General features: G+C 61.7%; 19 protein-coding genes, 1 tRNA gene and 1 pseudogene. 10 read left to right on the top strand and 11 right to left on the bottom strand.

What is annotated here, in order from left to right:
- Positions 1–5: 5 nt before the first annotated feature.
- From KHO33_RS07955 to KHO33_RS07945, 3 genes are all read right to left on the bottom strand, one after another.
- Positions 6–464 carry a CopD family protein gene (locus KHO33_RS07955; protein WP_054035038.1) on the bottom strand — a complete coding sequence of 153 codons (459 nt, stop codon included), beginning with the start codon at positions 462–464 and terminating at the stop codon, positions 6–8.
- Between the two features lie 307 nt (positions 465–771).
- Positions 772–3,096, bottom strand: coding sequence for a DNA topoisomerase IV subunit A (gene parC / locus KHO33_RS07950; RefSeq protein WP_200564389.1), 2,325 nt, complete (start codon positions 3,094–3,096; stop codon positions 772–774).
- A 66-nt stretch (positions 3,097–3,162) separates the two neighbouring features.
- On the bottom strand, positions 3,163–5,148 hold the full coding sequence (locus tag KHO33_RS07945; RefSeq protein WP_211629211.1) for a DNA topoisomerase IV subunit B: 1,986 nt from the start codon (positions 5,146–5,148) through the stop codon (positions 3,163–3,165).
- Between the two features lie 397 nt (positions 5,149–5,545).
- Here KHO33_RS07945 and KHO33_RS07940 point away from each other — a divergent pair, with 397 nt between their 5' ends.
- Positions 5,546–5,836 carry a nucleotidyltransferase family protein gene (locus tag KHO33_RS07940; protein WP_054035041.1) on the top strand — a complete coding sequence of 97 codons (291 nt, stop codon included), beginning with the start codon at positions 5,546–5,548 and terminating at the stop codon, positions 5,834–5,836.
- Positions 5,837–5,874: 38 nt separating this feature from the next.
- A pseudogene (locus tag KHO33_RS07935) lies at positions 5,875–6,186 on the top strand (HepT-like ribonuclease domain-containing protein).
- A gap of 36 nt (positions 6,187–6,222) precedes the next feature.
- Here the strand turns inward: KHO33_RS07935 and KHO33_RS07930 are convergent.
- Together KHO33_RS07930 and KHO33_RS07925 are read right to left on the bottom strand one after the other, a co-directional pair.
- A complete protein-coding gene (locus KHO33_RS07930; RefSeq protein WP_054035042.1) occupies positions 6,223–8,151 on the bottom strand; it encodes an ATP-binding cassette domain-containing protein in 1,929 nt (642 codons plus the stop codon).
- Positions 8,152–8,388: 237 nt separating this feature from the next.
- Positions 8,389–8,790, bottom strand: coding sequence for a DUF4399 domain-containing protein (locus tag KHO33_RS07925; RefSeq protein ID WP_054035043.1), 402 nt, complete (start codon positions 8,788–8,790; stop codon positions 8,389–8,391).
- A gap of 325 nt (positions 8,791–9,115) precedes the next feature.
- On the opposite strand from KHO33_RS07925, the gene KHO33_RS07920 reads away from it, so the two are divergent.
- The 3 genes from KHO33_RS07920 (at position 9,116) to KHO33_RS07910 (ending at position 10,062) form a co-directional block, all read left to right on the top strand.
- Entirely contained in the window at positions 9,116–9,307 is a 192-nt protein-coding gene (locus tag KHO33_RS07920) for a rubredoxin (RefSeq protein ID WP_093639713.1), read from the top strand.
- A 237-nt stretch (positions 9,308–9,544) separates the two neighbouring features.
- Positions 9,545–9,619: transfer RNA gene (locus KHO33_RS07915), tRNA-Arg, on the top strand.
- Between the two features lie 233 nt (positions 9,620–9,852).
- Positions 9,853–10,062 (top strand): hypothetical protein, encoded by a 210-nt coding sequence (locus KHO33_RS07910; RefSeq protein ID WP_054035045.1) that lies wholly within the window; start codon positions 9,853–9,855, stop codon positions 10,060–10,062.
- Between the two features lie 56 nt (positions 10,063–10,118).
- Here KHO33_RS07910 and KHO33_RS07905 read toward each other — a convergent pair whose 3' ends face one another.
- The 3 genes from KHO33_RS07905 to KHO33_RS07895 all read right to left on the bottom strand — a co-directional run bounded on the left by KHO33_RS07905 (position 10,119) and on the right by KHO33_RS07895 (position 11,699).
- Positions 10,119–10,826 (bottom strand): glutathione S-transferase N-terminal domain-containing protein, encoded by a 708-nt coding sequence (locus tag KHO33_RS07905; RefSeq protein ID WP_200564388.1) that lies wholly within the window; start codon positions 10,824–10,826, stop codon positions 10,119–10,121.
- 237 nt (positions 10,827–11,063) lie between these two features.
- Positions 11,064–11,285 carry a hypothetical protein gene (locus KHO33_RS07900; protein ID WP_054035047.1) on the bottom strand — a complete coding sequence of 74 codons (222 nt, stop codon included), beginning with the start codon at positions 11,283–11,285 and terminating at the stop codon, positions 11,064–11,066.
- 222 nt (positions 11,286–11,507) lie between these two features.
- Positions 11,508–11,699, bottom strand: coding sequence for a CsbD family protein (locus KHO33_RS07895; protein WP_035552219.1), 192 nt, complete (start codon positions 11,697–11,699; stop codon positions 11,508–11,510).
- A 177-nt stretch (positions 11,700–11,876) separates the two neighbouring features.
- Here KHO33_RS07895 and KHO33_RS07890 point away from each other — a divergent pair, with 177 nt between their 5' ends.
- The 5 genes from KHO33_RS07890 to KHO33_RS07870 all read left to right on the top strand — a co-directional run bounded on the left by KHO33_RS07890 (position 11,877) and on the right by KHO33_RS07870 (position 16,534).
- Entirely contained in the window at positions 11,877–12,191 is a 315-nt protein-coding gene (locus KHO33_RS07890) for a hypothetical protein (protein WP_200564387.1), read from the top strand.
- Between the two features lie 286 nt (positions 12,192–12,477).
- Positions 12,478–13,761 (top strand): DNA (cytosine-5-)-methyltransferase, encoded by a 1,284-nt coding sequence (gene dcm, locus KHO33_RS07885; protein ID WP_200564386.1) that lies wholly within the window; start codon positions 12,478–12,480, stop codon positions 13,759–13,761.
- Positions 13,762–13,791: 30 nt separating this feature from the next.
- A complete protein-coding gene (locus KHO33_RS07880) occupies positions 13,792–14,238 on the top strand; it encodes a very short patch repair endonuclease (RefSeq protein WP_054035049.1) in 447 nt (148 codons plus the stop codon).
- 196 nt (positions 14,239–14,434) lie between these two features.
- Positions 14,435–14,938: a YbhB/YbcL family Raf kinase inhibitor-like protein gene (locus KHO33_RS07875; protein ID WP_054035050.1), complete on the top strand. Its 504-nt coding sequence runs from the start codon at positions 14,435–14,437 to the stop codon at positions 14,936–14,938.
- Between the two features lie 141 nt (positions 14,939–15,079).
- Positions 15,080–16,534, top strand: a complete 1,455-nt coding sequence (locus KHO33_RS07870) for an MFS transporter (protein ID WP_200564385.1) — start codon at positions 15,080–15,082, stop codon at positions 16,532–16,534.
- A 184-nt stretch (positions 16,535–16,718) separates the two neighbouring features.
- Here KHO33_RS07870 and otsA read toward each other — a convergent pair whose 3' ends face one another.
- The 3 genes from otsA to KHO33_RS42035 all read right to left on the bottom strand — a co-directional run bounded on the left by otsA (position 16,719) and on the right by KHO33_RS42035 (position 18,948).
- Complete coding sequence (gene otsA / locus KHO33_RS07865) at positions 16,719–18,149, bottom strand: alpha,alpha-trehalose-phosphate synthase (UDP-forming) (protein WP_054035051.1); 1,431 nt, start codon at positions 18,147–18,149, stop codon at positions 16,719–16,721.
- Positions 18,150–18,360: 211 nt separating this feature from the next.
- Entirely contained in the window at positions 18,361–18,570 is a 210-nt protein-coding gene (locus KHO33_RS07860) for a hypothetical protein (protein ID WP_093643824.1), read from the bottom strand.
- A 153-nt stretch (positions 18,571–18,723) separates the two neighbouring features.
- Complete coding sequence (locus KHO33_RS42035) at positions 18,724–18,948, bottom strand: hypothetical protein (RefSeq protein WP_234480499.1); 225 nt, start codon at positions 18,946–18,948, stop codon at positions 18,724–18,726.
- Positions 18,949–19,128: the final 180 nt, after the last annotated feature.

Raw genomic sequence — 19,128 nt, 5'->3', positions numbered from 1 at the left:
GTCCGTCAGAACCCGCGCGACAACACCGCCACGCCGATCGTCACCACGCCCAGCACGATATTCACCAGCACCAGACGCCGGATCGTACCGACCGCCTGCGCGCCATCGGGCCACTTCTGCGCCTGCACCGCGCGGCGAATGCGCGGGAACACGGCGAAACGAATGTGCCCGAAGATCAGCATCATCACGATGCCGAGGCCGGCCATGGCATGCAACGGCCACGTAGCGTGGCCGCCGCCGAATTGCATCAGCAGGAAGCCGCCTGTGAGGAGAATCACCAGCACGGCTGCGGCGACCCAGTTGAAGAAGCGGCTGAACACCGATTCCCACAAAGGCAAGCGTAGTTGCGGCGAAAGATCGGCAATGGCCGGGCGTAGACAGAAATGCGCGAACACCATCCCACCCACCCACACGGCGACTGCGAGCAGATGCAAAAAGAGTGCGAGTTCGACAGCTTTGTTCATAATTGTTTTCCTCTCCCGATGACGCCACACCGCTTATGACGAATGATATTTGTAGCGGCTATTGAGCGCATTCGACCGCGCGATATGCGTGCAGTTCCATGTACTGGCAGCGTCTTAACATTCTTTGTAGTTGTTATTGCAGCGCGCCCGATACCGCGACGGTGCTGCACCCCGGATTTTTGCTACGCGCGGCATGTGCTTCAAGGTGCGCGTTGTTGCTGTTTGCGCTTTAAAGCACACGCCGCGTTCATGCCTGGTTCTACCTACTTCTAGCTACTAGCTACTAGCTACTAACTACTAGCTACGATTACGCGGCGAGTACCGGACGCATACCGTCGAGCTTCATCTTGCTCTCAGGCGCACGCCCCTTGCGCGCCCGCTTGCCGACATGCGGCGTGAGCGTGGCGCCGCTCAGCTTCTCTTCGTCGACACGGCCACCGCGGCGCGTGCCGATCAACACCACGCCCGCCTTGTTGATGGACAGCGCCTGCACCAGCGTTTCGTTGTCGTCGAGCGCCATCAGCGTAACGCCGCGTCCGCCGCCCGAGAGTGTCTTCATTTCGTCGAGGCCGAACACCAGCAGGCGTCCACCCGAAGACAGACACGCGATGTGTGTCGCATCCGGCAGCATCGGCATCGGCGCGAGCGGCGCAGCGCCGGCGTCGATCGTCATGAATGACTTGCCGGCCTTCACGCGGCTCACCATATCGCCGACCTTGGCGACAAAACCGAAGCCGTTGCTCGATGCGAGCAGCAATGCCTGATCCGCGGAAGCCGCGTAGTAATGCATCAGGTGGCTGCCCGATTCGAGTTCGATCAGCGACGTGACCGGCACGCCATCACCCCGTCCGCCCGGCAGCATCGCAACCGCCACGGAATAGACGCGGCCATTGCTGCCCCATGCGACCAGCGTATCCGGCGTGCGGCACTGGAACGCCGCATAGAGCCCGTCGCCGGCCTTGAACGTAAAGCCGGCCACATCCAGGCCGTGGCCCTTCAGCGCACGAACCCAGCCCTTCTGCGACACCACCACCGTCACCGGCTCGTCGACCACGCGTGCTTCAAACGTCGCGCGCTTTTCCTGCTGGATCAGCGTGCGGCGCTCGTCGCCGTATTGCTTCGCGTCGCCTTCGATTTCCTTGATGAGCAGACGCTTCATCGCGGTTTCGCTGCCGAGCAGTTCTTCGAGCTTGGCTTTCTCGTCGCGCAGTTCGGACAGTTCCTTCTCGATCTTGATCTTCTCGAGACGCGCCAACTGACGCAGGCGGATTTCGAGAATGTCTTCGGTCTGACGGTCCGACAAGCCGAATGCGGCCATCAACGCGACCTTCGGCTCATCCGATTCGCGGATGATGCGGATGACTTCGTCGATATTCAAAAAGACGATCATCCGGCCTTCGAGAATATGGATCCGGTCGTCGACCTTGCTCAAGCGATGACGCGTGCGGCGCGTAACCGTCGCGAAACGGAACGCGATCCACTCGTGGATGATCTCGCTCAAGCCCTTCTGCCGCGGACGACCGTCGCCGCCCACCATGACCATATTGAGCGATGCATTCGACTCGAGGCTCGTATGCGCGAGCAACGTGTTGACGAAGTCGGTTTGATCGATGCGGCTCGACTTCGGCTCGAACACGAGACGCACCGGCGAGTCCCGGCCCGACTCGTCGCGCACGGCATCGAGCAGCGCGAGCATGGTCTGCTTGGTCTGCAACTGTTCGGGCGTGAGCGCCTTCTTGCCGAGTTTGATCTTCGGGTTGGTCTGCTCTTCGATTTCTTCGAGCACCTTCTGCGCAGCCGTGTTCGGCGGCAGTTCGGTGATCACGAGCTGCCACTGGCCGCGCGCGAGCTCTTCGATCTTCCAGCGAGCGCGCACCTTCAGGCTGCCGCGGCCGCTTTCGTAAGCCGCGGAAATCTCGGCGTCGCTCGAAATGATCTGGCCGCCGCCCGGGAAGTCCGGTCCGGCGATGTGTTGCATCAACTCGGCGTGCTCGATCTTCGGGTTACGGATCATCGCCACCGCAGCCGCTGCCACTTCGCGCAGATTGTGCGACGGGATTTCCGTGGCGAGACCCACCGCAATGCCGGATGCGCCGTTCAGCAGCACGAACGGCAAGCGCGCGGGCAACAGCCTCGGCTCTTCGAACTCGCCGTCGTAGTTCTTCATGAAGTCGACCGTGCCCTGGTCGATCTCGTCGAGCAGCAGCTTCGCGATCGGCGTCAGGCGCGCTTCGGTGTAGCGCATGGCCGCTGCGCCGTCGCCGTCGCGCGAACCGAAATTGCCCTGCCCGTCGATCAGCGGATAGCGCATCGAAAAGTCTTGCGCGAGACGCACCAGCGCGTCGTACGCCGACTGGTCGCCGTGCGGGTGGTACTTACCCAGCACGTCGCCGACCACGCGCGCCGACTTGACGGGCTTGGCGTTGTCGCCAAGGCCCATGTCGTTCATGGCGAACAGGATGCGGCGCTGCACCGGCTTCTGGCCGTCGCATACGTCAGGCAGCGCGCGCCCCTTGACCACGCTCACCGCGTAGTCGAGGTACTGGCGTTCCGCATAGTTGCCGAGCGTCAGGAAGTCGCCTTCCGGGGGCGGCGGCTCGGTGAAAAGGTCGAGAGTGTTATCGTCGTCCATCTAGATTCCGTATCCGTGTTTGGCGTGAAGTTTCGTGCGAAGGCAGAGCGTGTTAAGAACGCCCGCTCAGATATCCGCTTCCACTTCGTTGCCTTTTTCTTCAAGCCAGCTGCGCCGCGACGCCGCTTCACCCTTGCCCATCAGCATCGTCATACGCGCCACCGTGGCGTCGTAGTCGAGTTCGCCGAGCGCCACCGGCGTCAGGCGCCGCGTATCGGGGTTCATCGTGGTGTCCCACAACTGCTCCGCGCTCATTTCGCCCAGGCCTTTGAAACGGCTGATGGACCATTGCGTATCGCGTACACCGTCTTTGCGCAGCTTGTCGAGGATCGCTTCGAGTTCGCCTTCGTCGAGCGCGTAGAGCTTCTGCGCCGGTTTCTTGCCGCGCGCGGGCGCATCGACCCGGAACAGCGGCGGACGCGCCACACAGACATGTCCACGCTCGATCAGTTGCGGGAAATGCTTGAAGAACAGCGTGAGCAGCAACACCTGGATGTGCGAACCGTCGACGTCAGCGTCCGACAAAATACAGATCTTGCCGTAGCGCAGATTCGACAGATCGACCTTGTCGTCCGGGCTATGCGGATCGACGCCGATCGCCACCGAAATGTCGTGCACTTCGTTGTTGGCAAACAGGCGGTCGCGCTCCGTTTCCCACGTGTTCAGCACCTTGCCGCGCAGCGGCAGGATCGCCTGGTATTCCTTGTCGCGGCCCATTTTCGCCGAACCGCCCGCCGAGTCACCCTCGACGAGGAACAGTTCGTTACGCCCGATTTCCGTCGATTCGCAGTCGGTTAGCTTGCCTGGCAAAACGGCCACGCCCGAGCTCTTGCGCTTCTCGACCTTCTGGCCGGCGCGCGTGCGCGCCTGGGCCTGCTTGATGACGAGGTCCGCGAGTTTCTTGCCGAGCTCGACGTGCTGGTTCAGCCACAGCTCCAAAGCCGGCCGCGAGAACGACGACACCAGCTTGACCGCATCGCGGCTATTCAGGCGCTCCTTGATCTGCCCTTGGAATTGCGGATCGAGCACCTTCGCCGACAGCACGAACGACACGCGCGCGAACACGTCTTCCGCCAGCAGCTTCACACCCTTCGGCTGCAGGTTATGCAACTCGACAAAGCTCTTTACCGCCTGGTACAGACCGTCGCGCAAACCGGATTCGTGCGTGCCGCCCGCAGGCGTCGGAATCAGATTGACGTACGACTCGCGCATGAGCGTGCCTTCTTCGCTCCACGCGACGACCCACGAGGCGCCTTCGCCTTCGGCAAACGTCTCTTCGCTCGCACGCGAGTCTTCGACATAACGCTCGCCTTCGAACAGCGGAATCAGCAGATCGCTGCCGTTCATGCCTTCGAGCAGGTAGCCGCGCAGACCGTCTTCGTATTTCCAGGTTTGCGTTTCGCCAGTTTTCTCGTTGATCAGCGTGACTTCGACGCCCGGCAACAGCACCGCCTTAGAGCGCAGCAGACGCTGCAATTCGCCGAGCGGCAGGTTCGGCGAATCGAAATACTTCGGATTGGCCCACGCGGTAACGCGCGTGCCGGACTTCTTGTCGCCTTTGGTCGCGGAGCGTACTTCAAGCTGCTTGGCGACGTCGCCATTGGCAAAACTGAGTTCGGCGATTTTGCCGTCGCGCCATACGGTGACGTCGAGGCGGGTGGACAGTGCGTTGGTGACCGACACGCCGACGCCGTGCAGGCCGCCCGAGAACGTGTATGCGCCGCCGGCTGCTTTATCGAATTTGCCGCCCGCGTGCAGGCGCGTGAAAACGATTTCGACAACCGGCACGCCTTCTTCCGGATGCAGGCCGAACGGAATGCCGCGGCCGTCGTCCTCGACCGAGACCGAATGGTCCGTGTGCAGCGTGACCGTGATTTGCCGGCCGTGGCCGCCAAGGGCCTCGTCCGACGCGTTGTCGATAACTTCCTGAATGATGTGCAGCGGATTTTCGGTGCGGGTGTACATCCCGGGCCGTTGCTTGACCGGCTCCAGGCCCTTCAACACCTTGATCGACGCTTCGCTATACGCGGCGTTTGGCTTTTTCGTAGACATGGTTGACTCGGGTGCGTCGGTTCATCGTTGTCCACAGGTCCTGTGGACAGGTCCGTGGACAATGCGTTGAGTTTTCAAAAAAAGCGAAACGAAACAACGGGGTTAGGTGGGGTGCCCGCAGTGCGGGCAACGCGTTTTGTCGTCTGGCTTCCCATGGGCGCGCTCGACGGCGGCTCGATGCGGGCTCCACAGCCCGGCAACGGCCAGCCGGTGCGAACGCCGGGGGAAGCCTGTTCGCGGGGTATTTTACTGATTTCGATACGAGGAGCAATTTGCCGGATGTCCGATCGGCCGTTTGGTAGAGGGCGAACAGGCTAATCCGTGTAGATTGCGACGGTGGTGAACGGCACACATATATAATCTGAACTCTCCCCCACGCCGTTGTCGGAGTGCCGAAATGAGACCTTCTGAAGCGCTTAGTGCCCATCGCACCGAAGTCAGGAAGATCGTCGCCGAGCATCATGCCATCAATGCCCGCGTCTTCGGCTCCGCGATTCGCGGCGAAGACCGCGACGACAGCGATCTCGATCTGCTCGTCGATCCGACGCCCGAAACGACGTTGCTGGATATCGCCCGCATTCAGAGCCGCTTGCAAAGACTTCTCGGCGTTTCGGTTGACGTCCTGACTCCTAAAGCGCTTCCGGAAGCGTTCCGCGCCCGCGTCGTTGCCGAAGCGGTGCCGGTGTGAGAAAGAGCGATTTGCGGGTGGCCGACTACGTTGACCATATGCTCAATGCCATCGAGCGGATTCAGCGCTACACGCAGGGTATGACTGATTCGACATTTCTGGGCGACGAATTGGTACAAGATGCTGTGATTCGTAATCTGGAAATCGTCGGCGAGGCGGCGCGCAACATCGCGCGCGACCACCCGGCATTCGCCGCCGCCCACACCGATGTTCCGTGGGAGGAAATGTAACTTATGCGCAATCGTGTTGCGCATGGTTACTTTCCAATCGACCTTGGAATCGTGTGGCAGACCCTGCAACGTGAACTGCCCGATCTCCAACAGCTCCTTTCAGGCCTGAAAAACGCGTAAGCGAGGCATGCGCCTTTCGGGCGACGCCGCCGCCCATCACTTCCGCTTACTCTCCAATTCGTCCCATCGTTCCATCGCCGCCAGCAACTCCTCGTCGATCGCCGCGTAGCGTGCCGTTAGCCGAGTGCCTTCCGCCGGATCCTTCGCGAAGATCGAGCCTTCTTCGAGTTGCGCGCCGATCACCTTTTGCTCGGCCTCCAGTGCAGCGATCTGCGCCGGTAGCGCTTCGAGTTCGCGCTGTTCCTTGAACGACATCTTCGCGGCGCGCTGCGTATTGCGGCCAGCCGGCACGCCAGCGTCTTTCGACGCCACTTCTTTAGCCGCTTCTTTCTGCGCGTCCTGCGCCATCTGCTGCGAGCGGTCGCGCTGAATCTGCCAGTCGGTAAAGCCGCCGACGTACTCGCGCCACTTGCCGCCGCCTTCCGACGCGATCACCGAGGTCGCGACGTTATCGAGAAACGCGCGATCGTGGCTGACCAGCAGCACGGTGCCGTCGTATTCGGTGAGCAGTTCTTCGAGCAGTTCGAGCGTCGGGATATCGAGGTCGTTGGTCGGTTCGTCGAGCACCAGCACGTTGGCCGGCCGCGCGAACAGACGCGCCAGCAGCAGGCGATTGCGCTCGCCGCCCGACAGCGACTTAACCGGCGACCGCGCGCGTTCCGGCGCGAACAGAAAGTCGCCGAGATAGCTCATCACGTGCTTCTTCTGGCCGTTGACTTCGACCCACTCGCTACCCGGGCTGATCGTATCGGCCAGGCTCTTGTCCAGATCGAGCTGTGCGCGCATCTGGTCGAAGTACGCGACCTGCAGATTGGTGCCAATGCGCACCGTGCCTTCGTCCGGCGGCAACTCGCCGAGGATCATCTTCAGAAGCGTAGTCTTGCCCGCACCGTTCGGACCGACAAAGCCGATCTTGTCGCCGCGCATCACTGTGGCCGTGAAGGTATCGACCACCGTGCGCGAACCGTAGCGCTTGGTAACGTCGGTCAGCTCGGCGACGATCTTGCCGGACTTCTCACCCTGACCCACGTCGAGCTTCACATTGCCCTGCACGTTGCGGCGCTCGGCGCGCTCGTTGCGCATCTGCACGAGTCGCGCAATCCGGCCGACGCTACGCGTACGGCGCGCTTCCACGCCCTTGCGAATCCACACTTCTTCTTGTGCGAGCAGCTTGTCGAACTTGGCCGCTTCCACTTGCTCGACTTCAAGCTGCTGCGCCTTCCTGGTCTGATAGGCGCTGAAATTACCCGGATACGACAGCAGACGCCCGCGATCCAGTTCGACGATACGCGTGGCGACGCGGTCGAGAAACGCGCGATCGTGGGTAATGAAGAGCAGACCCGCGCGCAGCGAGACCAGCAGTTCCTCGAGCCAGCGAATGCCGTCGAAGTCCAGGTGGTTGGTCGGCTCGTCGAGCAGCAGCACGTCCGGCTGCACGACCAGCGCGCGTGCCAGCGCAACGCGCTTTTGCATCCCGCCCGACAGCGAACCGACTCGCGCCTCGCCATTCAGGCCGATCTGCTGCAGCGTGGTGGCTACGCGCGTGCTCCAGTTCCATGCGTCCGAATGGTCGAGCGCCGATTGCAGCGTGTTCATGCGCGACATCAGCGCGTCGTGCTCCGGGCCTTCCGGCTCGTCGGCAAGCTGATTGGCGACCGCGTCGTATTGATCCAGCAGATCGCGGGCGTGGGTCAGGCCGGCGGCGACCGCTTCGAACACCGTGTCGTCCGTATCGAACTCCGGCTCTTGCGGCACGTAGACCGACGTCAGACCCTGCTGGCGCGTGACGAGGCCGTCGTCCGGCTTGGTCAGATCGGCGACGATTTTCAGCAGCGACGACTTGCCCGCGCCGTTACGGCCGATCAGCCCAACGCGCTCGCCCGCTTCGAGAGAGAAATCCGCGTGATCGAGCAACGCGACGTGACCGAACGCCAGTTGGGCCCCGGTAATGGTGTAAAGCGACATGGAGAATTGGAGAAGACAGCGATGAGTCGGAACTGCTCATTGTACCGGGCGCGCGGGCGGGTGCCTGTCTGCCGGAAGAGATAGGCCGAATGACCGGCTTGCAAATGGGGAGGAACAGTACGCAAGCCCGATGCAGACCGGATCCGCCTGGGTTCAAGCCCTGCGCGAGCCAGGAGATAAAACAGAACAAAGCGGCCGGACGGCGCTCGCGCTCGTCCAGCCGTCTCACCTGTGACGTTACTTCACGTGCACCGTGATGGTTTTGCTCATTTCGGGGCCATACGAACGATGCGCGCCGTCGCCGAATTGCAGCGTCAGCGTATGGTCGCCCGGGGGCAGCGTCAGATCGGTTTCGGTCTGGCCTTTGCCGAAGTGAAGCGATTTGTCGGTGGCGGGAATCACTTCGCCCTTGGGAAGCGGCTTGCCGTCGATCAACAGATGATGATGGCCCGTGCCTTCCGTCATCGTGCCGGCCGGTGCGATCTTCATGCCGTCGACACCGAACACCACGTGCACCGGATTGGTGACGGTCGCGCCGTCCGCCGGCTGCACGAAAGACACGCCTGCGGCCTGCGCCGCGCCCGATACCGCGAGCAACCCGGCCAATACAGTTCCGGCCAACCATTTGTTTTTAAACATCGTTTTTCTCCTTTTTGGGAAACGAGAGTCATGCGCGGGCCATGCGGGCGTCGATCGCGGTTCTAGTTACCCGAGGCCGATCGTCGCAATGCATGCCAGGCGCCCGGCGCGCCTGTCCAAACGACTAGCTGCGGATCAAAGCATACACGCTGTGTATGACGGGTCCGTCATGCGGGCCCGGACATGTCTCAGGCGCTTTGCGGCGATGCCGCATGGGTAAATATCTGTCCAATTGACAAATTCCGGTAATATTGCGGATCGCCGCCATGCCCAAAAAAGGGGCAGATTTGGCGGATCAATGCACCGAACCAAAGAAGAGTACGTCGTGAGCGAAGTAATTGAACTGATTGAATATAAGAGCTGGGTCTGCCTGATTTGCGGCTGGATCTACAACGAAGAAGAAGGCCTTCCCGAAGAAGGTATCGCCCCGGGCACGCGCTTCGCCGCGATTCCGGACGACTGGCGCTGCCCGCTGTGCGATGTCAGCAAAGCGGAGTTTGCGGTGGTGGAATTCTGAGCGAGCTTGGTTGAGCCGGGGGTGCGCTGCTTGATGTAGTGCGCCGGGTGGTTCGCGCGGCCCAGTGGGTGATGCCCGCTGGGCCGTTTGCTTTGTGGGACGGGGGTTGCAGCCCTCCTCGTGGATAGGCGTGTTTGATATACTCTGCGCTCGCTGGCGAATTTGGACTCGCCTAGTCCCGGCCTGGAGTTAGTTGTCGTTTGTCGGCGGGATTGCAGCGATTATTGGTTCGGTCCTCTCCCCGTAGTTCAATGGATAGAACAAGTGCCTCCTAAGCGCTAGATACAGGTTCGATTCCTGTCGGGGGGACCAATCAGCAACATCGAGACACATCAAAAAGCCCCGTCCGGCATTGCCTGGCGGGGCTTTTTTGCCTCCGTCACTACCCACACGTCTGCCGAATGCGGAACGGCTGAAGCCAAATCCCCTCTGCCTATCGCGTCGACCAGGCCCACCTGACCGCATCCGCGGAATCCATGCGGCTGGCAAACCCACACCCCCCCACCAACACCTAAAGTATTCCCAAAGTCCGCCGAAAATCAGGCATGGAAAACGATGACCGCCTCCGCCCTGGCCACCCTCTATATGAAGAAGCGATGGCCCTCGAATTGACCGTGCGCACGCTGCGTCACGCGCAGGGCAAGAAGAATCCAGAAGACGTCCTCTATGCCTCACCCGAGTGGAACGTCATCAGCGAGGAGTTCGTGCGCGACCTTTACCGAGCAATGGGTGGCAACCCGGCCGAGCTGCCCTGACCGCCGCAACGGGTCTCGCCATCACATCGCAGTCGCAGCACCCCACCCTCACCCCATCACGAAGGCCGCTTCGGAATATCCAATCCCCTAGCCACCGCCGGACGTGCAACAAACGCCGCCAGCACGCGCTTCACATTCGAAAACTCGTCAATCCCAACCAGATCCCCGGCTTCGTAGAACCCAATCAGATTACGCACCCAAGGGAAAGTCGCGATATCAGCGATCGAGTACTGATCACCCAGAATCCAGTCGCGCCCTTCAAGCTGCCGATCCAGCACCGCAAGCAGCCGCTTCGACTCACCGATATAACGATCGCGCGGGCGTTTGTCTTCGTATTCCTTGCCGGCGAACTTGTGGAAGAAGCCCACCTGTCCAAACATCGGGCCGATGCCGCCCATTTGGAACATCACCCACTGAATCGCTTCATAACGGCCAGCGGCATCCTGCGGAATGAATTTACCTGCCTTGTCCGCCAGGTAAATCAGAATCGCGCCGGATTCGAACAGCGGCAGCGGCTTGCCGTTGGGGCCGTTCGGATCGATGATCGCCGGAATCTTGTTGTTCGGATTCAGCGACAGAAATTCCGCCGACATCTGGTCGTTCGTATCGAAGCGCACGAGGTGCGGCTCATACGGCAGACCAGTCTCTTCGAGCATGATCGACACCTTCACGCCATTGGGCGTCGGCAGCGAATACAGCTGAATCCGGTCCGGATGCTCGGCAGGCCATTTCTTCGTGATCGGGAAGGCGGAGAGATCGGTCATGGTGATGGTGTAACCCTTGTGCGAAAGCTGCGGCTAAAAATGCGAATCGGGAATCGGGAATCAGCGATCAGCCGGAAGCCCGAAAGCAGAGACCCGAACACGCGACCGCCAAATATAAACCGACTCGGCAGAACGCGTGCGTGAGCACCGCAGTGCGGGTCGCCTCGAATCACCCCAACGCGAACATTGCCACGCGACGCTTTTCCTCACCGCCTAACCGCACAAAGGCGCCCAGCTTCACCACAAATCCTTGGTGGCCGTACCGGCGCGCAGGTTATACCCTTCGCGCCACAAGGCCGCGCCGATCGTCAACAACAGCGTCTTCTGCTCGCCATCATGTTGGTCCCACGTCGCCGCCAGCCACGTGGCGAAACTCGCACACAGGGTTTCCAGGTCGACGGGCGTCTTGCCCTCGAGGTACTGCCGTTCGAACATCGAAAGCACTTTTTCGGGTGTCATAGGCGCCTCCTACGTGTTGGATGCGCCAAGTCTAAAGGCGACGCACGGCGCGCGGAGCGTCCACGGCGCCGAACCCGGGTTACTCCCAGGCCAAAACGGCGCCGCACCCTGCGTCTGGCGGAAAAGCACTAACCCCAACAATCAGAGCACCGCATCCATGCCCCTAAGAACAGAAAAAGGCGCCGAAGCGCCTTTTCCCGTCAAACAACACCGCGAATCAAATTACGGCGCGTTGCGCTTTGCATTGTCCTTGGCGTCTTCCTTAGCGTCGCCATAGGCCTTCTGCACCTTGCCGGCGCCTTGTTGAAGGTCGCCCTTAAGTTCCTTACCGGGGTTGTTGGTGGCTTTGCCGACGGCTTCGTTGACCTTGCCCTTGATCTGCTCACCCACACCCTTTACCTGGTCCTTGTTCATGTTTGGCTCCGATATCTGGAATGCCGGCGCGTCATTACGCCAGTATCCCGATTCAGCAACGGGTGTGCCCGCGCCTGCCACCAGCCCGTTTTGCCCGATGAAGTCAGCCGCGAAAAATATTTCAAAAAAGCCCTAAAGTCCCGCCGCGACCTGCCGTAAAGGTGCCATGGAGGGGCTATGGAACGCACACTCGTTACGCTGACGGGGTCATCCCAGGCGGCGCTGGTCGACCAGGATATCGCGCATATTGGGCGCGTGATGCGACCGGCTTTACAAGGCGATCTGGGTGGACCGATTCTGCCGGTGACCTACTGGCGCAAGCGTCTGTACCAATTGCTCGACACCGGCAATCTGTCCCACGCGCAACTGTGCTCGGTCGACAGCCTCCTGCTGCAGTTGGACCAGTTCGAAGCCGAACCCCCGCCCGTATGGACCGGACCGACCGCCGCCCCGTTCCAGCCGCTACACGTCGCCGCCAGCCGTCATATCTGATCTGACGCGCTGCAAGTCTTGATGGCCGGTCTTTCGCGCCGATCTGCCCTACTCTTCCCAGCTAAAACCCAGCTAAAAAAAGGCCGCGAACCCTGTCGCGGCCTGAACACGTCGCAACGCGGGGATTTCGCGTCACGCTGCAAGCCTACACGTCCAACTGTGACATTCGCATTTAGGCAAAAACGGTCTTCGTACGACCGGAAATTTCTGCTCACACTTAGTGAAAATAGGAAAAAGGGACGACCTTAGGTCATAATGTCCGCAAAAATTCCCAGCAAGGACATCCGTGACCCTCGCCGCACCGCTCGACCTGCTCAGACAGGCGCGCGCCCGCTTCACTCAACGCGAAATCGCCGCGCACGTCGGTAAGGACATCAAGACGGTACGTCGCTGGGAAAAAGGCGAAACACCGTGTCCGTCGATGCTCGAACCGGCCTTGCGCGATCTGCTGCACAGCAGCGGCCGGACAAAGGCCGGCGCGGCCACCGGCGACGCCCAGTTCCGCTTCATCGATCTGTTTGCCGGCATCGGCGGCATTCGCATGGGTTTCGAGGCGCACGGCGGCGATTGCGTCTTCACAAGCGAGTGGAACGATTTCTCCACCAAGACCTATCGCGAGAACTACCCGCCCGGCGGCGACCACGCGCTGATCGGCGACATCGTCTCCTTTCCCGCCGAAGAAGTGCCGAGCCACGACGTGCTGCTTGGCGGCTTTCCGTGCCAGCCGTTCTCGATTGCCGGCGTCAGCAAGAAAAACGCGCTGGGTCGTCCACACGGCTTCGAATGCACGACGCAGGGCACGCTGTTTTTCGACGTCGCGCGAATCATCGCGGCAAAGCGCCCCGCCGCATTCCTGCTGGAGAACGTGAAGAATCTGCTCTCGCACGACAAAGGCCGCACCTTCGACGTGATCCTGCAGACGCTGCGCGACGAGCTCGGCTACGAAGTGCACTACCGCGTGGTCGACGGCCAGCATTTCACGCCGCAGCATCGGGAGCGCATCATCATCGTCGGCTTTCGCGGCAAGACCTCGTTTTCCTGGGACGATCTGCGTTTGCCGGAAAGCGGTCCGCGCCTTGGCTCGATCCTGCATCGCACGGACGGCAGCGAGCCGGTGCTGCCGTGGGACCACGATCGCTTCTTCGACCACGCGAGCAAACGCGTGCAGCCGAAGTACACGCTCACCCCGAATCTCTGGACCTATCTGCAAAACTACGCGGCGAAGCATCGCGCGGCGGGCAATGGCTTCGGTTTCGGCATGGCTTATCCCGACAGCGTCACACGCACACTTTCCGCGCGCTATCACAAGGATGGGTCGGAGATTCTGGTCTATCAAGGCGAGCAATTGCGGCCGCGGCGCCTCACGCCGCGTGAATGTGCACGGCTGATGGGCTTTCCCGATACCTTCAGGATTCCGGTCAGCGACACGCAGGCTTACCGGCAATTCGGCAACAGTGTCGTCATGCCGGTGATGCGGGAAGTGGCGCGCATCATGTTGCCGCATGTGCAAACGCTGCTTGCCGTGGAGACGCACAATGGTTCGAAGCAAGCCCTTTCGCTCTATTCCTGAGCGAACCGATCCGCTACCCAAACGCTAACGATGGTCGATATCGTCGACAGCGCTACGCGTAGCCGGATGATGTCCGGCATTCGCGGCCGCAATACGAAGCCGGAAATCTTGATCCGCAGCCTGCTGCATGGCCGGGGCTTTCGCTTCCGTTTGGACGCGCGCGATCTGCCGGGCCGGCCGGATATCGTGCTGCCGCGCTATCGCGCCGTCGTGCTGGTGCACGGCTGTTTCTGGCACGGTCACGATTGCCATCTGTTCAAATGGCCGCAAACCCGGCCCGAGTTCTGGCGCGACAAGATCGGCCGCAATCGCAGCAATGACGAGAAGGTTCGCGCCGCGCTGCTTGCGAGCGGCTGGCGCGTCGGGGTGGTATGGGAATGCGCTTTGCGTGGCGCGAATCGCGATATCGAGGGCGTGTTGCAGCGGCTCGTCGACTGGTTGAAGAGCGACGCGCCGAGCTTCGAGGAACGCAGCTGAAAGATGCTTGTAGCCTGCCCGGCTGGAGGGAACTCCAGAGCCGCTGGTGATACACTCGATTGGCTAGCTCGGAGCATTTTTTGCGTGCCGATGCTGTAGAAAATCAGGCAGCAACTGGCCGGCAGTTCAATGGCAAGCCGGCAGCAAAAACAGCACGCTCCGACCATCCCAGAACCACCAAGAAGGGAGGCACACGATGGCTGATTTCCGTCTCTGGTCCGACGATTTCCCCACCAACGGCTTTATGCCGAAAGCCCACGAATACCACGACAAGGCCTTCGGCGTAGACGGCGAGAACATTTCGCCCGCATTGCAATGGGATGCACCGCCGGCCGATACCCAAAGCTTCGCACTCACCGTTCACGATCCGGACGCGCCTACCGGCAGCGGCTTCTGGCACTGGGTCGTCGTCAACATTCCGGCTGATGCCCGATCGCTGCCGCGCAACGCCGGCAAAACCGATGGCTCGCTGCTGCCGCAAGGCGCGCTGCAATTGCGCAACGATTACGGCACGGTCGGCTTCGGTGGCGCCGCGCCGCCGCGCGGCGACAAGACGCATCGCTATATCTTCCGCCTGCATGCGCTGAAGGTGCCGCATCTGCCGATCAATGCGGAGACCACCAACGCGGTCGCGCGCTTCATGACGCATCTGAACGAACTCGACTCGACCACCCACACCGGTCTGTACGAACTCAAATAACGCGTGAGACGCGATGCCGGTGCGCAGTCTCAGCGCTGCCGGCATCGTCGCTGCGTGCCATCCTGCCTCTCCAAGGCGGCACGCAGCGCGCGTGGCTCATCGCAGGATCGATGCGCCGCCCCATTCCAAATCAAAAGAACGATGCAAGCACAACCATCGCGCGAGGACGGCTCAATGCCGGCCGATGCCGCCCCCGCCGCTCCACTCGCCGCCGGCACACCGCTCGCGGACAGCACCGAACAAGGCTTGCCGATTCCGCAACGCTATTGGGCGATGCTGGTTATCGCCCTCGCCCTCACGCTGGCGGTGCTCGATAGTGCAATCGCCAACGTGGCGCTGCCGACCATCGCGCGCAATCTGCATGCAAGCGCAGCCGGCTCGATCTGGGTCGTCAACGCCTACCAGCTCGCCATCACCATTTCACTGTTGCCGCTTGCGTCGCTCGGCGATCGCATCGGCTACCGGCGTATCTATCTGGCCGGGCTGATCCTGTTCACGGTGGCGTCGTTCGGTTGCGCGTTGTCCACTTCGCTGCCGACGCTCGCGCTCGCCCGCGTGGTCCAGGGCTTCGGCGCGGCGGGCGTCATGAGCGTGAACACGGCGCTAGTGCGCATGATCTATCCGCCCACGCAGCTTGGGCGTGGCGTTGCGATCAACGCGATGGTCGTTGCGATATCGTCCGCGGTCGGGCCGACGGTCGCCTCCGGCGTGCTCGCCATCGCCACGTGGCCGTGGCTGTTCGCGATCAATGTGCCGATCGGGATCGCGGCGATTGTCGGCGGCTTCAAGGCGCTGCCGATGAATCCCGGCCACGAGTCTCCGTACGACTATCTGAGCGCGGTGATGAACGCGTTCGTGTTCGGCCTGCTGATTTTTGCAATCGACGGTCTCGGTCACGGCGAGCACATCCGCTGGGTCGTCGCTGAGGCGCTCGTTGCGGTTGTGATCGGCTACTTCTTCGTGCGCCGTCAGTTGACTCAGTCCGCGCCTCTGCTGCCGATCGATTTGCTGAGAATTCCGGTGTTCGCGCTGTCTATCGGCACCTCGGTGTGTTCGTTCTGCGCGCAGATGCTGGCTTTCGTGTCGTTGCCGTTTCTGTTGCAGGACACGCTGGGTTTGTCGCAGGTAGAAACCGGTTTGCTGATGACGCCGTGGCCGGCGGTGATCATCATTGCTGCGCCAATTGCGGGTGTGCTGTCGGACAAGATATCGTCCGGCTGGCTAGGCGGCGTCGGACTCGTTGCGATGACGGTGGGCCTGCTGCTGCTCGCCACCCTCGGCGCGCATCCCGAACCCATGCAGATCGCGTGGCGCATGGCGCTGTGCGGCGCGGGCTTCGGGATTTTCCAGTCGCCGAACAATCGGACCATGTTGTCCGCCGCGCCGCGTGAGCGCAGCGGCGGTGCGAGCGGGATGCTCGGCACTGCGCGCCTGACCGGGCAGACGCTCGGCGCGGCGCTGGTCGCGCTGATCTTCGGCATCGCACCACAGAATGGGCCGACTATCACGCTGTACGTGGCAGCCTGTTTTTCAGCGGTCGCCGCCGTGGTCAGCATGATGCGCGTGAGGCAGCGCGTGAACGTGCAAGCGGCGTGAGGGCGCTGCAGGCTTAAACGCATGACCCGCCTGCTTGGGTTATCCGCCTAACCCCGGATACGACAAGGGCGCGAATCGCATATTGCGGTCCGCGCCCTTTTTCAATGCTTCAGTTTTATCTAAACAGTTCGACGTGACCAGCGCGCGCAGTTCCAGAAAGGCCCACGCGCCGGCGCTGATACAACTACGACGACGATGCCGTCACGTCAGCGAGCTTTACCGCTTTGGCCGTGACCGAAGAGGCGGTCGCAACATCGCGCAGATCGCCCAGGAACGTATCGCGCCAGACTGACAAATTGTTCTCGCGCATCGGCGCCATCATGTCCGCGTGACGCGCCTGACGCTCGGCGAGCGGCATCGACAGCGCACGCTCCAGCGCCTCGGCCATCTGCGACAGATCGAATGGATTGACGACCAGCGCCCCCGGCAGTTGCTCGGCCGCACCGGCAAATTGCGACAACACGAGTACGCCCGGATCGGCCGGATCCTGCGATGCGACGTACTCCTTCGCGACCAGGTTCATCCCGTCACGCAGCGGCGTCACATAGCCGACCTGCGATTGACGGAACAGCGCCATCAGCAGATTGCGCTCGTACTTGCGGTTCAGGTATTGGATCGGTGTCCAGTCGAGTTGCGCGAAACGGCCATTGATGCGACCGGCCTCGCCCTCCAGCGTCTGACGAATGCGCTGGTACGTCTGCACATCCGCGCGAGTCGGCGGCGCGATCTGCACCAGCGATACACGTCCGTGCCAACCCGGCGCGTTCAGCAGCAGCCGTTCGAACGCCTGGAAGCGCTCCACCAGACCCTTCGAATAATCGAGCCGGTCGACGCTCATGATCAGCTTGCGCCCACGCATGCCATCACGCAGGCTGCGCACCGGCTTGCGGTCGGTGAACTGCTCGGCGGCCTTGGCGATCGCGTCCGGATAGATGCCGATCGGGTACGCGGCCACTTTCAGGAAACGGTTGTAGGCGTGCACCATGCCGTCTTCGCTCGAGGTGCCGTGCTGGCCGCGCTCGATAAAGTCGACGAACGACTGGCGGTCCGCTTCGGTCTGGAAACCGACCACGTCGTAGCTGCACATCGCCTTGACCAATTCCTCGTGCGGCGGAATGGTACGGAGTACTTCCGGCACCGGAAACGGAATATGCAGGAAGAAGCCGATGGGATTCTTCACGCCGAGCTCGCGCAGACAGCGCGCGAACGGCAGCAGGTGATAGTCATGCACCCAGATGATGTCATCGGGCTTGAGCAGCTCCTTGAGCTGCTTGGCGAGCGTCGCATTGACGCGCTGATAGCCCGCGTACTCCTGCCGATCGTAGCGCGACAGGTCGTTGCGATAGTGGAACGTCGGCCACAGTGTCGCGTTGGAAAAGCCGCGATAGTACTGGTCATAGTCGCGCTTGGTGAGGCCCACCGTCGCGTACGTCACATTGCCCTGCTTTTCGATCACCGGAGCGGACGGCTCGCTTACCGTTTCACCGCTCCAGCCGAACCAGACTCCGCCGGTTTCCTTCAACGCGTCCAGCACGCCGATCGCGAGGCCGCCTGCTGCGGGGCGGCCTTCCTGGGTCGGCGCCACACGATTCGATACCACGATCAGTCTGCTCATTGGTGCTCCACCTAGTCAGTTGTTTCGTTGCATGCGGATATGTGCCAAAGAGGCGTACGCAAGTCGCGTGCCTTTTTAAGAGATGCTGAAAATAAAAATGTATGTAAATGTGACAAGCGAGCAGAAACGCGCGGCATCGGAGCACCACGAGGAATTTTTTTCTGCTTTGCGTGACGAAACCGGAACCCTTCTCACCGGCCGCCGGACGGACTCAGGCGTCCTGTTCCGAACCGAGATCGCGCTGGTACTCCAGCCCTTCCTGACGCACGCCGCCTTGGTTGTGCTCGCCGTCTGGCGGCGCATTGGGCGCGACGCGGTTCTGCGCAGCCGGGTCCGGCGACTCCTCTGGGGCGTTCTTGCTGCTTGGCCGGGAGTCGCGCTTCGAGTGGCGCGCGGAACGCCGCAGTGCTGGGTGTCTCATGATTGATGCCTCCGGGGGAAGCCCGCCGCCATCGGGAGCGGCGTCAATTCAGTGTAGGGTTCACGACGGTAAATTGCCGGTAAAAGATGCGCCGGCTTTGTAACAAGTACATAAAATCAATGCGCTGGACTGCGGTCCAGCGCACAGAACACGTCAGAGTTGCATGCTGGAGGCTCGCAACGGCCGACACCGACTGGCTTGTGGCGTTTGCGTGGGCTGCGCGGGCGGATCACCGATCGGCGGCGCAACGGGTTCGATGGGGTCCGGAGTTGGACTCGGAACGGTATCGGGCTCACCAGGATTGGGCGGCTCGTTGGGCTCAGGACGATGAGCGCGCTGCGGGAGGGGAAGCGGAGAAGCGTCGGCGTATTCCGGCATATCGGTTACCTCGTTTTGCGTTCAAAAGAACCGCAGCAAGGCCTGTGCCGAATAAAAGGGGAGGAGAAAAAACCACCACATGGTTCGAAGACCTACGCTTCGGCGCGCGCAGCGCCGCCGGAAGTATGACGCCCTTGTCACTGGCCTATGCAGGGGCACGAACACAGATTCCAGATGCAC

It is taken from the genome of Paraburkholderia nemoris (assembly GCF_905221015.1).
Classification (GTDB): domain Bacteria; phylum Pseudomonadota; class Gammaproteobacteria; order Burkholderiales; family Burkholderiaceae; genus Paraburkholderia; species Paraburkholderia nemoris.
The sequence above is the reverse complement of the archived record's forward strand: the minus strand, read 5'-3'. Positions and strand labels throughout refer to the sequence as shown.